General features: G+C 44.5%; 15 protein-coding genes. 11 read left to right on the top strand and 4 right to left on the bottom strand.

Annotated elements, in window-relative coordinates; translation table 11 throughout:
• Positions 1–278: 278 nt before the first annotated feature.
• The 6 genes from NJD71_RS03560 (at position 279) to NJD71_RS03535 (ending at position 6353) form a co-directional block, all read left to right on the top strand.
• Positions 279–1433, top strand: coding sequence for an FAD-dependent oxidoreductase (locus tag NJD71_RS03560; protein ID WP_319050579.1), 1155 nt, complete (start codon positions 279–281; stop codon positions 1431–1433).
• Positions 1434–1654: 221 nt separating this feature from the next.
• Complete coding sequence (gene arsS, locus NJD71_RS03555; RefSeq protein WP_319050578.1) at positions 1655–2650, top strand: arsenosugar biosynthesis radical SAM (seleno)protein ArsS; 996 nt, start codon at positions 1655–1657, stop codon at positions 2648–2650.
• Between the two features lie 210 nt (positions 2651–2860).
• Positions 2861–3682 (top strand): DUF547 domain-containing protein, encoded by an 822-nt coding sequence (locus tag NJD71_RS03550; protein ID WP_319050577.1) that lies wholly within the window; start codon positions 2861–2863, stop codon positions 3680–3682.
• Positions 3683–3721: 39 nt separating this feature from the next.
• Complete coding sequence (locus NJD71_RS03545; protein WP_319050576.1) at positions 3722–4444, top strand: TIGR04283 family arsenosugar biosynthesis glycosyltransferase; 723 nt, start codon at positions 3722–3724, stop codon at positions 4442–4444.
• A gap of 115 nt (positions 4445–4559) precedes the next feature.
• On the top strand, positions 4560–5237 hold the full coding sequence (locus NJD71_RS03540) for a TIGR04282 family arsenosugar biosynthesis glycosyltransferase (protein WP_319050575.1): 678 nt from the start codon (positions 4560–4562) through the stop codon (positions 5235–5237).
• Positions 5238–5309: 72 nt separating this feature from the next.
• Positions 5310–6353, top strand: coding sequence for a methyltransferase domain-containing protein (locus NJD71_RS03535; protein WP_319050574.1), 1044 nt, complete (start codon positions 5310–5312; stop codon positions 6351–6353).
• Between the two features lie 127 nt (positions 6354–6480).
• On the opposite strand, the gene mtnP is transcribed toward NJD71_RS03535, so the two are convergent.
• Positions 6481–7374 carry an S-methyl-5'-thioadenosine phosphorylase gene (gene mtnP, locus NJD71_RS03530; protein ID WP_319050573.1) on the bottom strand — a complete coding sequence of 298 codons (894 nt, stop codon included), beginning with the start codon at positions 7372–7374 and terminating at the stop codon, positions 6481–6483.
• 603 nt (positions 7375–7977) lie between these two features.
• Between mtnP and NJD71_RS03525 the strand changes: the two genes are divergently transcribed.
• The 3 genes from NJD71_RS03525 to NJD71_RS03515 are packed head-to-tail and all read left to right on the top strand — an operon-like array spanning position 7978 to position 11543.
• Entirely contained in the window at positions 7978–8997 is a 1020-nt protein-coding gene (locus tag NJD71_RS03525; protein ID WP_319050572.1) for a TAXI family TRAP transporter solute-binding subunit, read from the top strand.
• Entirely contained in the window at positions 8975–9535 is a 561-nt protein-coding gene (locus NJD71_RS03520; RefSeq protein ID WP_319050571.1) for a DUF1850 domain-containing protein, read from the top strand. The genes NJD71_RS03525 and NJD71_RS03520 overlap by 23 nt, the downstream gene beginning before the upstream one ends.
• Positions 9507–11543 (top strand): TRAP transporter permease, encoded by a 2037-nt coding sequence (locus NJD71_RS03515; RefSeq protein ID WP_319050570.1) that lies wholly within the window; start codon positions 9507–9509, stop codon positions 11541–11543. Before NJD71_RS03520 ends, NJD71_RS03515 begins: the two co-directional genes overlap by 29 nt.
• A 146-nt stretch (positions 11544–11689) precedes the next feature.
• Here NJD71_RS03515 and lipA read toward each other — a convergent pair whose 3' ends face one another.
• Both lipA and NJD71_RS03505 read right to left on the bottom strand, forming a co-directional pair.
• Positions 11690–12733: a lipoyl synthase gene (gene lipA / locus NJD71_RS03510; RefSeq protein WP_319050569.1), complete on the bottom strand. Its 1044-nt coding sequence runs from the start codon at positions 12731–12733 to the stop codon at positions 11690–11692.
• 148 nt (positions 12734–12881) lie between these two features.
• Positions 12882–13292: a carboxymuconolactone decarboxylase family protein gene (locus NJD71_RS03505; RefSeq protein ID WP_442967642.1), complete on the bottom strand. Its 411-nt coding sequence runs from the start codon at positions 13290–13292 to the stop codon at positions 12882–12884.
• Positions 13293–13617: 325 nt separating this feature from the next.
• Here NJD71_RS03505 and acnB point away from each other — a divergent pair, with 325 nt between their 5' ends.
• Together acnB and NJD71_RS03495 are read left to right on the top strand one after the other, a co-directional pair.
• On the top strand, positions 13618–16221 hold the full coding sequence (acnB, locus tag NJD71_RS03500) for a bifunctional aconitate hydratase 2/2-methylisocitrate dehydratase (protein WP_319050568.1): 2604 nt from the start codon (positions 13618–13620) through the stop codon (positions 16219–16221).
• Between the two features lie 230 nt (positions 16222–16451).
• Positions 16452–16895 carry a PACE efflux transporter gene (locus NJD71_RS03495; RefSeq protein WP_319050567.1) on the top strand — a complete coding sequence of 148 codons (444 nt, stop codon included), beginning with the start codon at positions 16452–16454 and terminating at the stop codon, positions 16893–16895.
• Between the two features lie 157 nt (positions 16896–17052).
• Here NJD71_RS03495 and NJD71_RS03490 read toward each other — a convergent pair whose 3' ends face one another.
• Complete coding sequence (locus NJD71_RS03490) at positions 17053–17850, bottom strand: enoyl-CoA hydratase/isomerase family protein (RefSeq protein WP_319050566.1); 798 nt, start codon at positions 17848–17850, stop codon at positions 17053–17055.
• Positions 17851–18098: the final 248 nt, after the last annotated feature.

Genomic DNA, 18098 nt, shown 5'->3' with positions numbered 1-18098 from the left:
TCAGCGTAGGTAAATAATTTTATATTATTTCGAGCAGTATGCTTACAAAATTCATGATTAGCCGGACAAACGCCATGGACAATTTAACGACAAAGCTGAGTGTGGTCAATATTGTTAAAAGACGTTGAGCTTTTTAAGCCGTTTACGCTCTTACTGTCTGCCCGTAACAGAAGACTCTCAATTATATGTTACTTTTAGAAAATATCTAATAACCATATGCCCTAAAGTCGTCTATTAAGACACCCCTTAAACACACCGTCAGCCTTGATAAGTTGCCTATGAAACCTTCACCGATAAAGAAACTCTTATTAGCAGGGGCGGGTCACGCTCATATTGGTATGCTGCGCCAAATTAGTGACGCATCTCTAGACACGAGCGATATTGATATTTGTTTGGTTAGTGAGCAGACGCAGACCATATACTCTGGGATGCTACCTGGTTGGATGGCAGGACATTACCAACTTGATGACATCAGTATCGATACAAAATCACTGTGCGCGCGTGCGGGTGTACGATTTATTCAGCAGGCAATTACTCAGGTCCATGCCGCATCAAATACTGTAGTGACTGATGGTAATGATATGTCGACTGGTGACGAGACGTTAGCTGATGATAAGGCGTTAGCGCTCGACTATGATGTGCTGTCACTCAACACGGGTGCAGATACGGATATCAGGTGGTTAGAGTCGTTAGCAGGCGTGATTGCTATTCGTCCATTGTCAGCATTCATTACACACTGGCAGCAGATATTGGCGGATGCTCAGCAGTCTGATAACTATCAACTGGCTATCGTTGGCGCAGGGGCTGCCGCGACCGAGTTGGTTATGGCCGCTCAAGTCGCGCTACAGCATATCAACAATAACCATCAAGTGACCTTGGTGTGCGGTAAGCAACTGTTATCAGGATTTAATGCACGGTTTCAAGAGCGCGTTATTAGGCAGCTGCATCGCCACGGTATTAAAATAGTTTATGAGCGAGCAATTGACTATCGTAACGGCCACCTATCGACGACAGATGACTCGTTGCCGATGAATGCTGTGATCGCTGCAACTGGCGTAGTGGGTGCTGCATGGACGATTAACACGGATCTTCAGACAGTAGATAAAGGCTTTGTCGCAGTTAATAATCTGCAACAAAGCATCTCTCATCCCAATGTGTTTGCAGTTGGTGATGTCGCCACGCGCGTAGATAAAGAGGTGGCGCATTCAGGTGTCCATGCGGTGCATGGCGGTGCGGTAGAAGATGATAATCTATTTGCATATCTAAAAGGCGAGTCTATGCAAGAGTATCAACCAAAAGCACGCACGTTGTATCTATTGTCTTGCGGTGACAAATACGCCATTGCCAGTTGGGGAGACTGGAGCTTACAAGGTCGCGGGCTATGGTATCTCAAACGGTATATTGATAAACGCTTTGTAAAATCCTATTTGTAGTCATGCTCATTTGGAATAAAAGATAATATCCATAATATTGGTTGTCAATATTGATTCACAATGAGGTATGATTGGTTAGGTAAACCGTAAAGTAACGGGGAAGTATACAAGGTGCTATTTTTTAAATAGTAAGCGAAAGCAGTAACTTGTATTTGTCTAAAGCTTTTTTGACTTTGCGCTATTATTTTTTAGTTGTGTGACTAACAGGGTTTTATACCATTATGAAATCGACTATCGAATTACTTGAGCATACTGACTTTCCAGCTATCAAACGCCGTAAACTGACAATACTACAAGTCAATATGGGCTATTTATGCAATATGTCCTGCGTGCACTGCCATGTAGCAGCCAGCCCTTATCGTACAGAAATGATGTCGCGTGAGTTGGTTGAGTTGATACCCAAGGTGCTACAAGCACAAAATATAGATACGCTCGATTTGACGGGCGGTGCGCCTGAGATGCATGAAGATTTTAAGTATCTGGTAAAAGCAGCTCGTGCATTGGGTGTTAAAGTGATAGATCGCTGTAATCTGACTATTCTCATGGAGGATGACTATGAGGATATGGCGCAGTTCTTAGCAGACAATCAAGTGGATGTAGTCGCATCTCTGCCGTGCTACTCCCTAGAAAACGTAGATAAGCAGCGCGGTAAGGGTGCGTTTGACGACAGTATATTGGGGCTACAAAAACTCAACCAGTTAGGCTACGGTAAGTCCGATTCAAACCTAACGTTGAACCTGGTCTACAACCCACAAGGTGCTACGCTGCCGCCCAATCAGCAACAGCTTGAAGCGGATTATAAGCGTGAGCTAAAAGAACACTTCAATATCGAGTTCAATCATCTGTTTGCATTGACCAATATGCCTATCCAGCGCTTTGGTGCAGTACTACTGGCCAAAAATGAATTCCATCCCTATATGGACTTGCTCAAAGAAAACTACGTGGCAGACAACTTAGCCGAGGTGATGTGTCGCTCGACCATCAGTGTCAACTGGCTTGGTGAATTGTTTGACTGTGATTTCAATCAGCAACTAGAGATTCCTGTACCCAATAAATCGCGTCGGCACCTACGTGATCTGCTGACTCAAGATCCCTCTGGAGATGCCATTGCCATTGCTGATCATTGCTACGGCTGTACAGCAGGACAGGGCAGTAGTTGCGGCGGTGCGCTAGAGGAAGAAACCACAGATCAAACGATAGTAGACACGGCTATTTAGTATTCTATACCCATAATAGATGACAACTGGTCGTAAGTGATTAGCAAAGATAAGCAACTACCTGTAATAAGCACTTATGTACCGTAAATATCTATGTGCAGTAAGATCTTATTGGCAGTCAATACTGTCTGTCGTTTATATACACGATTGTAAGAAGCACATCGAAAAAGTTATACAAAGAATATCATCGACTCAAATGGAGTTAGTTTTATGTCAAGATTCAATTTTTCAGCGAAAACGGTAATCGTGCAACCAGTCCTTGCGGTCGCGATCTTATCATCAAGTGCAGCCGCTTATGCTGACTTTAACCATCAAAGCTGGGACAGTTTATTAAATAAACATGTAACCATGACCAATGGTGGCAAAGCCTCTGTGGTCAATTATGCTGGTATGAAGGCGGATAAGAGCAAGCTGACAAGTTATCTTGAGGCGACGAGTAAAGTGTCTCAAGCAGAGTTTAATCGCTGGAGCAAAAACGAGCAGTTGGCATTTTTGATCAATGTTTATAATGCTGGTACGGTCGACTTGGTATTGACGAAATATCCGAATATTAAATCCATCAAAGATATCGGTGGTCTGTTTGGTTCGCCGTGGAAACAGGATTTTATTCCATTATTAGGTAAGACACGCTCGCTTGATGATATCGAGCATAATCTCATTCGTGGCTCCAAGCGTTACAACGATCCGCGTATTCATTTTGCGGTCAACTGTGCCAGTATTGGCTGTCCTGCACTGCAAGATGATGCTTTTACTGGTAAACGTCTAAACAGTCAATTAGAGCAGGCAACTTCTAAGTTTTTGGCAGACAGTAGCCGTAACCGCCTAAAGGGAAGTACGCTAAGCGTGTCCCCGATTTTTAAATGGTATAAAGAAGACTTTGCTACCAATTGGCGTGGTACCAATGATCTGGAAGGGTTTTTGGGTCGTTATGGCTCATCTTTAGGGCTGAACAAAGCGCAAACAGCAGATCTAAAGCAGGGCAAGATAAAAATCAGCTACACTGATTATGATTGGAATCTGAACAAAAAATAAGACGAGGCTCCAATTGATATTGGTTAGCAATTGCCTACTATGACGGTACATACATTGAACCTCTCTATCATTGTTCCATTGTTAAATGAAGCGGATAACTTGCCGCAGCTTATTGGTCATATCAGTAGGCTCAGACCTGTTCCGCAGCAAGTTATCCTAGTCGATGGTGGCTCAAATGATGGTTCAGTCTCTATCGCTAGAGAGTTGCTAAAAGATGTGTCAAGTAGGACGCACTCATTGACTGACTGGCTTGTTATTGAGTCTATCGCTGGACGCGCGCGGCAAATGAATGCTGGTGCTGGGCAAGCGACGGGTGAGGTATTGCTGTTTTTGCATGCAGATACTCAGCTGCCGACTGACGCGATAGACAAGGTAGAGATAGCAGTGCGTCAGCATAAATGGGGGCGTTTTGATGTGCGCTTGGACAGCACTCATCCGCTTCTTAAAGTCGTTGGTACAATGATTAATAAGCGCTCGCGTTTGGTCAGTGTTGCAACAGGTGATCAAGCCATCTTTGTCAAAAGATCCGTGTTTGAACAACTCGGAGGTTACGCTGATCAGCCGTTAATGGAAGATATTGAGCTATGTAAGCGCTTAAAAAATATCAGTAGACCTGCTTGCCTAAAGAGTAAAGTGACGACATCAGCGCGGCGCTGGCAGCAACATGGAAAGTTTCGCACGGTTTTTTTGATGTGGCATTTACGTTTTGATTATTGGCGCGGCGTATCGCCTGATGTTTTGAAACAGCGCTATTACAAGTAGCACAGATAATACGGCGATAAGCACTCAACACCGAGGTTGCGATAAGTATTTAAATCGCGAGAAAACAACTTAATTTATCGATATTGTAGACAAGAAAAGAAAGGGACTTTTACTGATGCACTCAAGCCCTCGCACTGTTCGCACCGCGAGAACTGACTCGCAAGCACGCCAGCAAAAAATAGGCATTATTCTATTTGCTAAATATCCTGCACCAAATATGGCAAAGACTCGTCTACAGCCTGCATTAGGTGTTGATGGCGCTGCACATATGGCAAAAAATCTGCTACTACATAGTATCGAGCAAGCAGTTGCTACCGACTTTGCGGTCGAGCTATGCGTGAGTCCCACGCCAGACGACCCGTGCTGGCAAGCATTTGATCTACCCAAGTCAATGCAATGGTCTGCTCAAGCAGATGGCGATTTGGGCATGCGTATGTTGATAGCCAGTCAGAGCGCATTAGAAAAATGTGAAAAAGTTGTCTTAATTGGGACAGACTGTCCTAGTCTCACGGCAGAGCGTATACAGACCGCCGTACAGCAGCTGGAGAAATATGACACGGTGATGATTCCTGCAACCGATGGAGGTTATGTGTTGCTTGGGTTCAAGCAGATTGATAGCAGCCTTTTTTCAGACATCAGCTGGAGTACGGCGAGCGTCGCTGACGTGACCAAGCAACGTATCGCGGCATTAGGGTGGACACTGGCGCTATTACCAGCGTTGCATGATATTGATGAGCCTGAAGACTTACAGCATTTACCGTCAGGTTGGTGCAATACGCTCAACAAAATCTAAAAATCAAATATGATTTTCTACCGTTATTCACTTAACTTTTAATTGGATCTTACTACTAATAAGGATATTGTCATGCATGATGTCGTGCAAAATTACTATGGAAAAGAGCTGCAAGGTACCGATGATCTAAAAACCTCGGCATGTTGTGATATTAGCAATATGCCTGTGTGGTTAAAGCCATTGCTCGCAAATATCCATGATGAAGTATTGAATCGTTATTACGGTTGCGGTCTGGTATGTCCTGCATTGCTTGAAGGCTGCCGGATTTTGGACTTAGGCAGTGGTTCAGGTCGCGATGTCTATGCACTCGCGCAACTGGTTGGTGAGAGCGGTCATGTGGTCGGTGTGGACATGACTGACGAGCAATTAGCCGTTGCAAAGGAACATCAAGCCTATCATGTTGAGCAGTTTGGCTATGACAATGTGACGTTTTTGCATGGTTATATCGAAAAACTAGATGAACTGGATCTTGCTGATGGTAGCTTCGATATTATCGTCTCAAACTGCGTTATCAATTTATCACCAGATAAGGCTGCCGTGATGGCGAGCGTGCAGAGACTGCTCAAGCCTGGCGGCGAATTTTATTTTTCTGACGTCTATGCTGATCGCCGTATCCCGCAGCATCTAATCGATGACCCTGTCTTATATGGAGAGTGTTTGAGTGGCGCTTTATACTGGAAAGATTTTGTTCGTTTATCAAGAGGCGCAGGGTTTTTAGACCCACGTCTGGTCGAAGATCGCCCGCTTGAGATTACAGATCCAGTATTGGCTGCCAAAATCGGTGATATACAGTTTTTCTCAGCCACTTATCGCCTGTTTAAGATTGCCGCGCTAGAAGATGCCTGTGAAGATCATGGACAAGCGGTGATATACAAAGGATCTATCGAGCAATCCCCGCATCGGTTTGATCTAGATAAGCATCATGCGATTGAGGCGGGCCGGGTATTTCCTGTCTGCGGCAATACCTTTCGGATGCTACAAGAATCTCGCTTTGCACCGCATTTTAAATTTATTGGTGATGACAGTCGCCACTATGGTATTTTTGCAGGGTGCGGTGAACTGATGCCATTTGATCAGGCTATGATGCCATCGTCTGGTATGGGCGACTGTTGTTAAGAGTAAAGGCGTGTATTTAGTATAAATTTCAGACCTATATGCTAAAGCAAAGAAAGGCTATTATTTGAGATAATAGCCTTTTTTTAATTAGAAGTAGTCAGTTCACAATGGAGGATACGCTTTAAGACTACGCTAGTAACGCTGCCAATCTGATTTTGGTATGTTCATCCATCATATCCACAGGCGTGACCAATGCTTGTGCAAGCGCACTATGAGCGATGGATTCAGGCATTTCAGCAGCAATCAAAGCAACGGCTTTTTGGATCACCTGTTGAGCATTTTCAGCATTTTTCAGCAGATTTTTTATCGCATAGTCTGCACTGACAGCTTCTTCGGTCGGGTGCCAACAATCAAAATCGGTTACTAACGCCAATGTTGCATAAGCCATGCTGGCTTCACGTGCCAATTTGGCTTCGGGCATGTTGGTCATGCCAATGATATCTGCTTGCATTTGACGATACCACTCTGACTCTGCACGAGTTGAGAACTGAGGCCCTTCAATACAGATATAAGTTGCCTGCGAGTGACAGTTACCCTCGATAATATCTGCTTGGTGATAGGCACGTGTCAATATATCCGATAAAGCAGGGCATAGTGGGTCTGCCATTGATACATGAGCAACTGCGCCTTCGCCAAAGAACGTACTTACTCGCTGCTTGGTCATATCAATCATTTGATCTGGCACGACCATGTCTAATGGTTTGAGTGATTCTTGTAGAGAGCCAACGGCTGATACCGAGACGATATAGCGTACGCCCAATGTTTTTAGCGCATAGATATTAGCGCGATAGGGGACTTCAGATGGGGTTAATCTATGACCTTGACCATGCCGCGTCAAAAAAGCAACGGTCACACCTTCTAGCTCACCCAAAACAATATTATCAGATGGACTGCCATAAGGCGTCTGTACCGTAATACTGCGTTTATTGGTCAATGCTTGGATCTGATAAAGACCACTACCGCCAATGATAGCGATATCAGCAGACAAAGGTTCTGATGCTTCTATTGTAGATATTGTCATAAAAGTTATCCAAGTTGGGTTATAAGAAACGATGATGTTGTCTTAGCTGATAAAGCATATATCCATACATAGTCAATCCTCTATAAACTGGATACGGTGTCAGCCTTACTGAGGCTACTGCTTGTAGTACTTTCACTCGGCTTCCTTGTATCCAAATCATATTGAACCGACTATATCTTAGATACCGCATCAATAAAGAATGTCTGTACGAAATATAGCAGAACTTGAATAGTAATAAAAATAAATCGAAAAATCTGACCCACTCTCCATTATCGACTATGTTGTTATAAACAATATGAAATAAGGATAAGCATTTGCTGAGTAGTCATTGATAGCGATAAAGGTTTACAACGCAAACAAACTTTGATTAAATATATGGAACACTGTTTCACTTAGCGGAACATTGTAACGCGTAAATCAGACAGTAAAGTAAGGTTAATTTCTCAAAGCGCCTTGTATATAAGGCATTGAAAGCAAAAGAGAAAAAATACTTTAGTTTATTTATGACAAAAATTGCTATATCATGACTCAGCTGTAACGGATTAATGCCAATTTATTAATACCGTTAGATGTATTAAATCGATTACTTCAAGGATGAACTCAATGCTCAACTCTCTAAAGTCTCCATTACTTTTATCAGCTATTTTAAGCGCCACACTAGGCTTGACCGCATGCTCATCACCAAGCTCAGAAGGTGATGATACCGCTGCGGCAGATAGTACGGCAACTGAGGCTGCCACTGATACGCTGGATACTAAATTTGTAACTATCGCGACCGGCGGCGCCTCTGGTCCTTACAACATCATCGGTACATCACTGTCTGAGGTGTATGTCAAAAACTTTGGCGTTAACTCGAAAACCCAAACCACTGGTGCATCGGTTGAAAACGTCAATCTATTGACCCAAGGCAAAGTCGATATGGTATTGGCATTGAGTGATGTGGTCACTGATGCAGTCGAAGGCAAAAACAACTTTGAGCAGCCAATCACGAACATCCAACAGATTGCAGTACTGTACCCTAACGTCGTGCAAATCGTCACGTCGAAAAAATCTGGCATCAAAAATATTGAAGACTTGCGCGGCAAGCGTATCGCTGTTGGCGATCAAGGCTCTGGCACAGAAGTAAACGCTCGCACCTTACTAGAAGGGTTTGGCATCACTTATGATGATGTCACCGTTGATTATCTAGGGTTTGCTGAAGCGGCTGACGGCATGAAAGCAGGTAAGATTGAAGCGGCATTCTTTAGTAGTGGTCTACCAAACTCATCTCTAATGGAGCTAGAGCAAGGCCTTGATCTACAGATTGTGACTATCAACCAAGACAAGCTAAAAGAAATCATTGCGAACAAGCCTTATTTTAAAACCTTTGCTATCCCTGCGGGCACTTATGGCAATGAAACAGATGTTCCAACTGCAGCAATCATGAATGCGTTGTTGGTTAGCTCTGATCTGTCTGAAGCTGATGGTTATAAACTAACCAAAGCTTTGTTTGATAATTTGGACGGTCTAAAAACAGCACACCAAGCGGCTAATGACATCAGCTTAGAAACGGCTCGTGAGGGTATGGTCGCTCCAATCCATCCTGGTGCTAAGAAGTACTATGACGAACAAGCAGCCAAGTAATTCATGTTGGTTATCAACTGGCGCCGCATTCATTGTAGCGCTGGTTTTTTTTATGCTATGGATGGGTTTGATGCTCCAATCCGTTGTGGAAGTGCGAGTTGCAGTCGAGGGTGATGATGACAAGGTTTGTTATTTCGCCGACTCTGATTTTCAGCTGCGCTGGATACATTCTGTAGAGAAGCAGTGGTGGGAAGAGCAGTATCAGCGTCTAGATAAAACCAGTACAGAAGATGCTACGTTATTACTCACCACCACTTACTTTGAAGCGTTCGGTGCTGGGACCCCCTCAACTGAACCACTCGCTCCCATACAAAAACCTGGCTATCTCGGGTATCAAATTAATGAAGAACTGCCCAATCTCAATTGGGTCGTGTCTAGACTGACCAAGGGTGAGATCGATTACGGTGGTCATCGTTTCTTGATTCACCAGTGGGTGCCAGACTATTCTGAAGTGGTAATCATGCCTAAGATGTATGGTTTAATTGATAGATTTAAAAAGGACTTTTGTCATGAACTCCCAAGTGACGGATCACGATAGCGTGAATACCACGCCAGATGCTGACGTTGATAAAGATGCTGAGGCTGTCAACCGAGCGGTATTGGAAAAATACGACCGAGAGTCAATCACACGTCATATCACGCAAGGACCAGTGAAGTACTTTATCGCTGGTATTTGTATCTTTTATTCGCTCTTTCATTTGTATATTACCTTTAACCCAATGCCCGCGTTGTTACAGCGCTCCGTACACGTGGGTGTTGGTTTTGCCTTGATTTTCTTGATTTTCCCCGCCAGCAAAAAAAGCAGTCGTAAGCGAGTCGCATGGTATGACTGGCTTTGGTTTGCGCTGTCCTTATCTGGCATGGGCTACTTGATTTACGAGTATCAAGATATTGTGACCTCGCGCGGCGGTATGGCGAACCAGATGGATGTGATATTTTCACTAATCACCGTAGTCTGTGTGTTAGAGGGCAGTCGCCGTATCACAGGTTGGATTTTGCCGATATTGGCAGGGATATTCTTAGCCTATCCGTTTGTCAGTCACATGGATTTTATGCCTGACAGACTTTTGACTCGCCCTTATGATATGGGTGATATTTTCGGTCAATTATTCCTAAAAACAGAAGGTCTGTATTCTGTCGCGATCGGTGCGTCAGTGACGTTTATTTTCTTGTTTATCTTATTCGGTGCGTTCTTAGCACGCTCAGGGATGGGGCAGCTGTTTAATGATTTGGCATTGGCCATCGCAGGTCATAAGAAAGGCGGGCCTGCAAAAGTAGCGGTCATCTCTAGTGGCTTTATGGGCAGTATCAACGGCTCTGCATTATCAAATGTGGTGAGTACTGGTGCCTTTACGATTCCGCTGATGAAAAAAGTCGGCTATCACAAGGATTTCGCGGGTGCAGTTGAGGCGAGTGCGTCTGTAGGTGGGCAGATTTTGCCACCAATTATGGGTGCCAGTGCGTTTATTATGGCAGAGACCACAGGTTTGCCTTATAGCACGATTGCGCTTGCAGCCCTATTACCAGCCGTGCTGTACTATTTGGGTGTGATTGCACAGGTACACTTCCGCGCTGGTCGCCGCGATCTAAAAGGTATCGCTAAAGAAAATCTGCCAGCAGTAAAAGCAGTCCTAAAAGCACGTGGTCATATGCTATTGCCGATTGTTTTTTTGGTTTTCTTGTTAATCAAAAATGTACCTGTCGGTTATGCTGCCGCTTATACCATTGGTTTTACGGTTGTCATCAGTATGCTACGTGCTGAGACACGCATGAGCTTCTCTGATATTTTAGGTGCGTTGGAAGATGGTGCGCGTCAGTCGCTTGCAGTCATGGCGGCCTGTGCGGTCGTTGGTATTATCATTGGGGTGGTGAGTCTGACCAGTTTCGGTACGGTCATGACATCTTCTATCGTCACGCTAGGCGCGGGATCGTTGTTCTTTACGCTTATTTTAACCATGCTAGCATCTATGGTATTAGGCATGGGATTACCGTCTATTCCTGCCTATATCATTACGGCGACGATGGCGGCACCAGCGTTGGCTGGTTTTGATATTCCAATTTTGTCAGCGCATATGTTTGTCTTTTATTTTGGTATTTTTGCCAATATTACCCCGCCTGTGTGTCTAGCGGCCTTTGCTGGTGCGGGTATATCGGGCGGCGATCCGATGAAGACAGGATTCTTGTCGCTCAAGCTGGCACTCGCTGGATTTATCGTACCGTTTATGTTCATCTATAATCCTACGATGCTGATGATTGACCCAACTGGACTCGCTGTTACGGCAAAAGACTTCCCACTACCGCCTATTGTAGATATCATCACGGTGGTTGTGACCTCAGTAACAGGTGTGATTGCACTAAGCTCAGCACTTGAGGGGTATTTTAGAGGTCAGATGAATACCGTGACTCGTGTCATCTTAGCGATTGGTGCTTTGCTATTAATTTATCCTGAGATGTTGACGGGTATCATCGGCGGTATCATCGTACTAGGTATTGCGGTACTCAACATAAAAACAGCTGGAAAACCAACGCCAACTTTAACCGTGTAAAACGTTGGGTTTGAATCCTTTGATAATCTATCAAGGCGAAAAAAAGGGTGAATAACAAATTTGTTATTCACCCTTTTTTCGTATTCTCAAAAACTGTTCTTAGTAAATGTTATTAATAACTACTTTTACATCGCTTTGTAGCTAGATTAGCAGCCAAGTTTGCCTTCAGCTTCTAATGCTTTTTTGCTACGGATAGGCGCTGGGCAATCTTCGCCGTAGTACTGACGATCCGCAAAGTAGCTTGAGCGCACCATTGGACCTGCCCAAATGCTAAAGAAGCCAATTTTTTTGCCGTAGTCCATATAACGCTGGAACTCGTCTGGATGGACGTAACGATCGACGGGCGCGTGATTCTTACTAGGCTGTAAGTACTGACCAATGGTGATCATGTCTACGTCATGCGCTTTTAGATCATCAAGTAGGGCATAGATCTCTTCTTCGGTCTCACCAAGACCGACCATAAAGCCGCATTTGGTTGCGATATCAGGACGACGCTCTTTGTAAATTTTAAGCAAGTCGAGTGAATGCTGATAATCAGAGCCTGGACGGAAGGCTTTATAGAGACGTGGCACGGTTTCGATGTTGTGGTTGAACACATCAGGCGCGGTCTCTGTCAGTAAGTCCAAAGCGATATCCATACGACCACGGAAATCGGGTACTAGGATTTCAATCAAGCAGTTTGGGCTAAGGGCTCTTGATTCGTTTAGTACTTCAACGAAGTGTCCAGCACCGCCATCTTTTAGATCATCACGATCGACAGAGGTGATTACCGCGTATTTGAGCTTTAGACCTTCGATAGTCTCAGCGGTATGACGCGGCTCATCCTTATCTAGCTCGTTAGGGCGACCGTGACCGACATCACAGAACGGGCAGCGACGGGTACAGATATCACCCATAATCATAAAGGTCGCTGTACCATCCGCGAAGCACTGTGGCAGGTTAGGGCAGGCGGCTTCTTCACAGACGGTGTAGAGCTTTTGCTCACGTAAAGTGGCTTTGATACGTGCCACCTCGCTAGGCGATGACATCTTTACCCGAATCCAATCTGGCTTTTTCTTTGCCTCGACGGTCGGGATCACTTTAATTGGGATACGGGCAACTTTATCGTAACCACGCAGCTTTTCGCCTTGGATGGCTTTTTTGGGTTTGACCTTAGCAGCAGGTACATGTGTTTGTACGGCAGTTGTCATAATAGAATTATCTCTTAACCCTTTATATTATAAGGGTTTATGGAATTATCAAAATGTTTTATGAGTGGCGATATTATAGCAGAAATTTAGCAGGTATTTTTTGTACAATATCATTAAGGTTACTACGATTGCTCTAGCGACCATAGTTTTAAATATCTATGTCGATTTCTAACTCATTCAGTGTATCTATGGCGGCGCGAAATGCTTCTTGTGTGGCAGGTGCACCGCAGTATGGCAAGCTATGCATGAGGACTTCTCGAATCTCAGCGACACTAGCCCCATTATTGATGGCACCGCGTATGTGTCCTTTTAGCTCGGTCGGGCTTTTTTGTGCAATCAAAAAGGCAATGGTAATTAATGAGCGGTACTTGCGCGGTAGCACTGAATCATCTTGCCATGTGCTGCCCCAAGCGTGCTCAATGATCCAGTCTTGTAGTGGCTGAGTAAATCCTGTTGCCGCATCAAGCGAGCGCTTCACATGCTGCTCACCCATCACCTCTGTGCGTACTTTGAGCCCATTGTCATAGTTGGTATTGTTGTCCATATTGCTATCGTCCATATCTTGTCGTCCTTAATAATGTCTTATAAAAGCGTATAACAGTCATATGGTGTCTGTTCAGTCATAAAGCAAGCACTTATTGATACGTGCGTACGAGTGAATGCCAGTTATAATGAGCGCGACAATCATATTATTGATGGCACTATTTTTATAATAAATGTTCGATATGGCCTTACTATGCGCCTTTTCAGGGCTGAGCCATTAACATTTAGAGCGATTTAAGCTATGATTGCACGGATAATTATTCCCTATAGTATATAGACGCAGGCAGTCATACTGACTACCCACGCAATGTGCTAAACCCCAACTGACGAGGACGACTATTGTGTTAGAAGCTTATCGTAAACATGTCGAAGAACGTGCTGAGCTAGGAACGGTTCCGCTACCATTGAACGAAAAACAAGTAGCAGAGTTGGTTGAATTACTAAAGAACCCGCCAGCAGGCGAAGATGCATTTTTGATGAACTTGTTAGAAAACCTTATCCCTGCTGGTGTTGACCAAGCAGCCTACGTAAAAGCTGCGTTTTTGGCTGCTATCTTAAAGGGTGAGACGTCATCACCATTGATCAGCAAGCAAAAAGCGGTTGAAATCCTAGGTACTATGCAAGGTGGCTACAACGTTCAGCCACTAGTTGCTGCCCTTGATGACAGTGAAGTTGCACAAGATGCTGCTGAAGCACTAAAGAAAACGCTATTGGTATTTGACGCATTTAATGATGTGACTGAAAAAGCTGAAGCGGGCAACACCATTGCTAAAGAAGTGGTTCAATCTTGGGCTGACGCAGAATGGTTCTTGAACCGTGATGCAGTAGCAGAAAAAACCACTTACACGACGTTCAAAGTCACTGGCGAAACCAATACAGATGACTTGTCGCCTGCGCAAGACGCATGGAGCCGTCCTGATATTCCATTGCATTCATTAGCCATGCACAAAAACTCTCGCGACGGCATCACTGCTGACGAAGAGGGCGTTGTTGGTCCAATGAAGCAAATTGAAGAATTGAAAGAAAAAGGCCATCCGCTAGCTTATGTTGGTGATGTCGTTGGTACTGGTTCTAGTCGTAAGTCTGCTACCAACTCAGTATTGTGGTTGATGGGTGAAGACATCCCTAACGTGCCAAACAAACGTGGCGGCGGTCTAGTATTGGGTAACAATATCGCTCCTATCTTCTTTAACACCATGGAAGATTCTGGCGCATTGCCAATCGAAAAAGTTGCCGTTGATAACCTAAACATGGGTGATGTGTTTGACATCTATCCATACGAAGGCAAAATCACTAAGCATGACTCTGACGAAGTGCTATCAACGTTTGCATTAAACTCGCCAACATTGCTTGATGAAGTACGTGCTGGCGGCCGTATCCCATTGATCGTTGGTCGTGGTTTGACTAACCGTGCTCGTGAATATATGGGTCTTGGTCATTCAGACGTATTTGCTAAGCCAGAAGAGCCAGCCGATACGGGCAAAGGCTTTACGCTAGCGCAGAAAATGGTTGGTAAAGCGTGTGGCCTAACAGGCGTACGTCCAGGTATGTATTGTGAGCCTAAGATGACTACGGTCGGCTCTCAGGATACCACTGGTCCAATGACGCGTGACGAGCTAAAAGACTTGGCATGTTTGGGTTTCCAAGCGGACCTAGTCATGCAGTCATTCTGCCATACTGCTGCTTATCCAAAGCCAGTTGACGTTGAGACTCAGCATACACTACCTGACTTTATCATGAACCGTGGCGGCGTCAGCTTACGTCCAGGTGATGGTATCATTCACTCGTGGTTGAACCGTATGCTATTGCCAGATACCGTTGGTACTGGTGGTGACTCGCATACTCGTTTCCCAATGGGTATCTCGTTCCCAGCGGGTTCTGGCCTGGTTGCGTTCGCAGCTGCAACTGGTGTCATGCCACTTGATATGCCTGAATCTGTCCGTGTTCGTTTTGTTGGTGAGCGTCAAGCGGGTATCACCCTACGTGATCTCGTACATGCGATCCCTTATCAAGCGATCAAAGAAGGTTACTTGACTGTTGATAAGAAAGGCAAAATCAACGAGTTCAACGGCCGTATTCTTGAAATCGAAGGTCTAGAAGATTTGACCGCTGAGCAGGCGTTCGAATTGTCTGATGCCTCAGCTGAGCGTAGTGCTGCTGGTTGTACTATCACGCTATCTGAAGCGTCAGTGACTGAGTATCTAAACTCAAATATCACGCTGCTTAAGTGGATGATCAGTGAAGGCTATGGCGATGCGCGTACGATCAGTCGCCGTGTTGAGCAAATGCAAGAGTGGCTTGCCAACCCAAGCCTCATGCGTGCTGATGATGATGCTGAATACGCTATCGACATCACTATCGATATGAGCGAAATCAAAGAGCCTATTCTTTGCTGCCCGAACGATCCAGATGATGCAAAAACGCTAGCAGACGTCGCTGGTGATACCATTGATGAAGTATTCATTGGTTCATGTATGACCAACATCGGTCACTTCCGTGCCGCTGGTAAACTGCTACAAGACGTACCAGCAGGTAGCCTAAAAACTCGTCTATGGATTGCACCACCGACTAAGATGGATGCACGTCAGTTGATGGAAGAAGGCTACTACAACATCTATGCACAAGCTGGCGCTCGTACTGAAATGCCAGGTTGTTCACTATGTATGGGTAACCAAGCACGTATCGCACCGAAATCTACTGCGGTATCAACGTCTACTCGTAACTTCCCGAACCGTCTAGGTCAAGGCGCTAACGTATATCTCGCTTCTGCAGAGCTTGCAGCAGTTGCAGCGGTACTTGGTAAATTGCCAACCAACGATGAGTATCAGCAGTATGCTGGCATGCTAAACAGCATGGGTGATGAAGTCTATCAATACATGAACTTCGACCGTATGGAAGACTATACGGAAGAAGCAGACAAGATCAACGTTGCTCAGTTGAGCTAATTTTGGTTGACGCTTAAGTTAAACGTTTTTAAATAAACAAAACCCCGTATCGTAATGATGCGGGGTTTTTTGCGATATAAGCACTAACTGACTTCCAAAGCTATCTCATGTATAATATAAGTGCAGGCGGAAACCGTGGCTCTGCACTTCCTTTATCTTTTCTATCTCGGGACGGACCGATACTTTGATATGCACTTTGCTGTTTAAATACAGGTGCTTTGGAGTCTTGGTTGATTACCTTATCCCCAGTTAAACGCCGTATTGTCTATGTGATTGTGTTTGAGATTCTGGCAATCATATCCTCTACCTTTGTACTCATGAAGCTTAGCAATAGTGATGCATCAGAATCGCTGCCCGCTGCTATGATGATATCGCTCGCTGCGATTATTTGGAACTTTTTATACAACACCGCTTTTGAGACTTGGGAGCAGCGCAGGCGTATAGCCGAGCGTACGTTGCTGATTCGCAGTGCGCATGCGCTGATTTTTGAAATCGGTCTGGTATTGATTTGCTTACCAATATACATCATCTGGTACGATGTCGGCTTGATCGAAGCATTTATGATGGAGGCAGCTTTGATGGTTTTCTTCTTAATATATAACTTTGTATTTACCTTTATTTTCGATAAAATATTTACCTTGCCTTATCATTATGACCCCGCGACGGCCTCTTGATAAAGGGCGCTGAATAGAAAAGGGCTGCCATAGTGGCAGCCCTTTTTTGATAGTATCCTTATAGTCCATCTAAGCAAAACAAACTCAGTTGTCAGATTAAAGTGCTTACAGTCTCGTTATTTAACTTGGCGTTTAGCTTGCCTAGCCATTGACTCTGTTACTTACCTTGATAAACAGGTTTACGTTTTGCTATAAATGCGCTAACCCCTTCTATAAAGTCATCGGTTTTTGCCATTACTGTCTGTTGCTCTACTTCCGTATCTAGCGCTGCGCTCAAACCAGCAAAGGCGTGTACGTTGAAGCTCTCCTTCATAGCAGCCAATGCTTTACCTGGTAGTTGGCTCAATCGTAGCGCCAATGCTTGTACGGTAGCATCTAGCTCATCAGCACTCACCACGTTATTTACTAAATTTAAGCGCGCCATATCTTCTGCTTTTAACTTATCACCTAGCATCACAAGTTCAGTTGCTTTTGCGGCACCGACCAATTGATTCAGTAAATAAATACCACCTGCATCTGGCACTAGGCCAATATTGACAAAGGCTTGTACAAATTTTGCGTTGTCTGCGGCAATTCGGAAGTCACAAGTAAGTGCCAAGTTCATACCAGCACCAGCTACAGCCCCTTCTAGTTTGGCAATGATGGGTTTATGCACCTGGCGTAGCTTCAAGCTGACCTCTCCTGCGCCCTCTACCATACCTCTTAGTTTGGTAGAGACAACCTCTTTGTCCAGTCCTTCAGATAGCATCTCTTTGATATCGCCGCCACTTGAGAAATTACCGCCAGCGCCTTGCAAGATAATCACTCGTACCTGATCGTCTGCTTCAGCCTTGTCTAGTGCTACCAAGACTTGGTTTTTTAGGGGGGTACCAAAAGCATTTAGGCTTTTTGGATCGTTAAAGGTAATGGTCGCAATGTGTTTTTCAACTTGATAATCGACTAAAGGCTCTGACATCTGAGATTTCCTTATTTAAATGACGGTTTTAATATTTTGTATCAGTGAGAATGCTATAAGATAAAGGTAAAAATGATTCAATACCAATTACTATAGCAGCTTGCTCGGATTATAAAAGGGCATTTTATGAGCGCTCAAGACACATCTATACACTGGTCAAGAGTGCTGTTTTGTCGTATAAATTGATAAGGATTATCCAAGGACGTGATTGTCTAGCAAGGAGGTCATTGCCGAATGCATTTATAGAC

This window comes from Psychrobacter sp. PP-21, assembly GCF_033790785.1.
Taxonomy (GTDB): domain Bacteria; phylum Pseudomonadota; class Gammaproteobacteria; order Pseudomonadales; family Moraxellaceae; genus Psychrobacter.
Note: the sequence above shows the minus strand (reverse complement) of the source record. Positions and strands in the feature narration are given on the sequence as shown.

Excerpts from the sequence above, each read along its gene's own strand:
- NJD71_RS03490 (WP_319050566.1), bottom strand. The coding sequence starts at position 17,850 with ATGTCAGAGCCTTTAGTCGATTATCAAGTTGAAAAACACATTGCGACC.
- NJD71_RS03515 (WP_319050570.1), top strand. The coding sequence starts at position 9,507 with ATGAACTCCCAAGTGACGGATCACGATAGCGTGAATACCACGCCAGAT.
- NJD71_RS03525 (WP_319050572.1), top strand. The coding sequence starts at position 7,978 with ATGCTCAACTCTCTAAAGTCTCCATTACTTTTATCAGCTATTTTAAGC.
- NJD71_RS03505 (WP_442967642.1), bottom strand. The coding sequence starts at position 13,292 with ATGGACGATAGCAATATGGACAACAATACCAACTATGACAATGGGCTC.
- NJD71_RS03535 (WP_319050574.1), top strand. The coding sequence starts at position 5,310 with ATGCATGATGTCGTGCAAAATTACTATGGAAAAGAGCTGCAAGGTACC.
- mtnP (WP_319050573.1), bottom strand. The coding sequence starts at position 7,374 with ATGACAATATCTACAATAGAAGCATCAGAACCTTTGTCTGCTGATATC.
- arsS (WP_319050578.1), top strand. The coding sequence starts at position 1,655 with ATGAAATCGACTATCGAATTACTTGAGCATACTGACTTTCCAGCTATC.
- NJD71_RS03520 (WP_319050571.1), top strand. The coding sequence starts at position 8,975 with ATGACGAACAAGCAGCCAAGTAATTCATGTTGGTTATCAACTGGCGCC.
- NJD71_RS03550 (WP_319050577.1), top strand. The coding sequence starts at position 2,861 with ATGTCAAGATTCAATTTTTCAGCGAAAACGGTAATCGTGCAACCAGTC.
- NJD71_RS03545 (WP_319050576.1), top strand. The coding sequence starts at position 3,722 with ATGACGGTACATACATTGAACCTCTCTATCATTGTTCCATTGTTAAAT.
- lipA (WP_319050569.1), bottom strand. The coding sequence starts at position 12,733 with ATGACAACTGCCGTACAAACACATGTACCTGCTGCTAAGGTCAAACCC.
- NJD71_RS03560 (WP_319050579.1), top strand. The coding sequence starts at position 279 with ATGAAACCTTCACCGATAAAGAAACTCTTATTAGCAGGGGCGGGTCAC.
- NJD71_RS03540 (WP_319050575.1), top strand. The coding sequence starts at position 4,560 with ATGCACTCAAGCCCTCGCACTGTTCGCACCGCGAGAACTGACTCGCAA.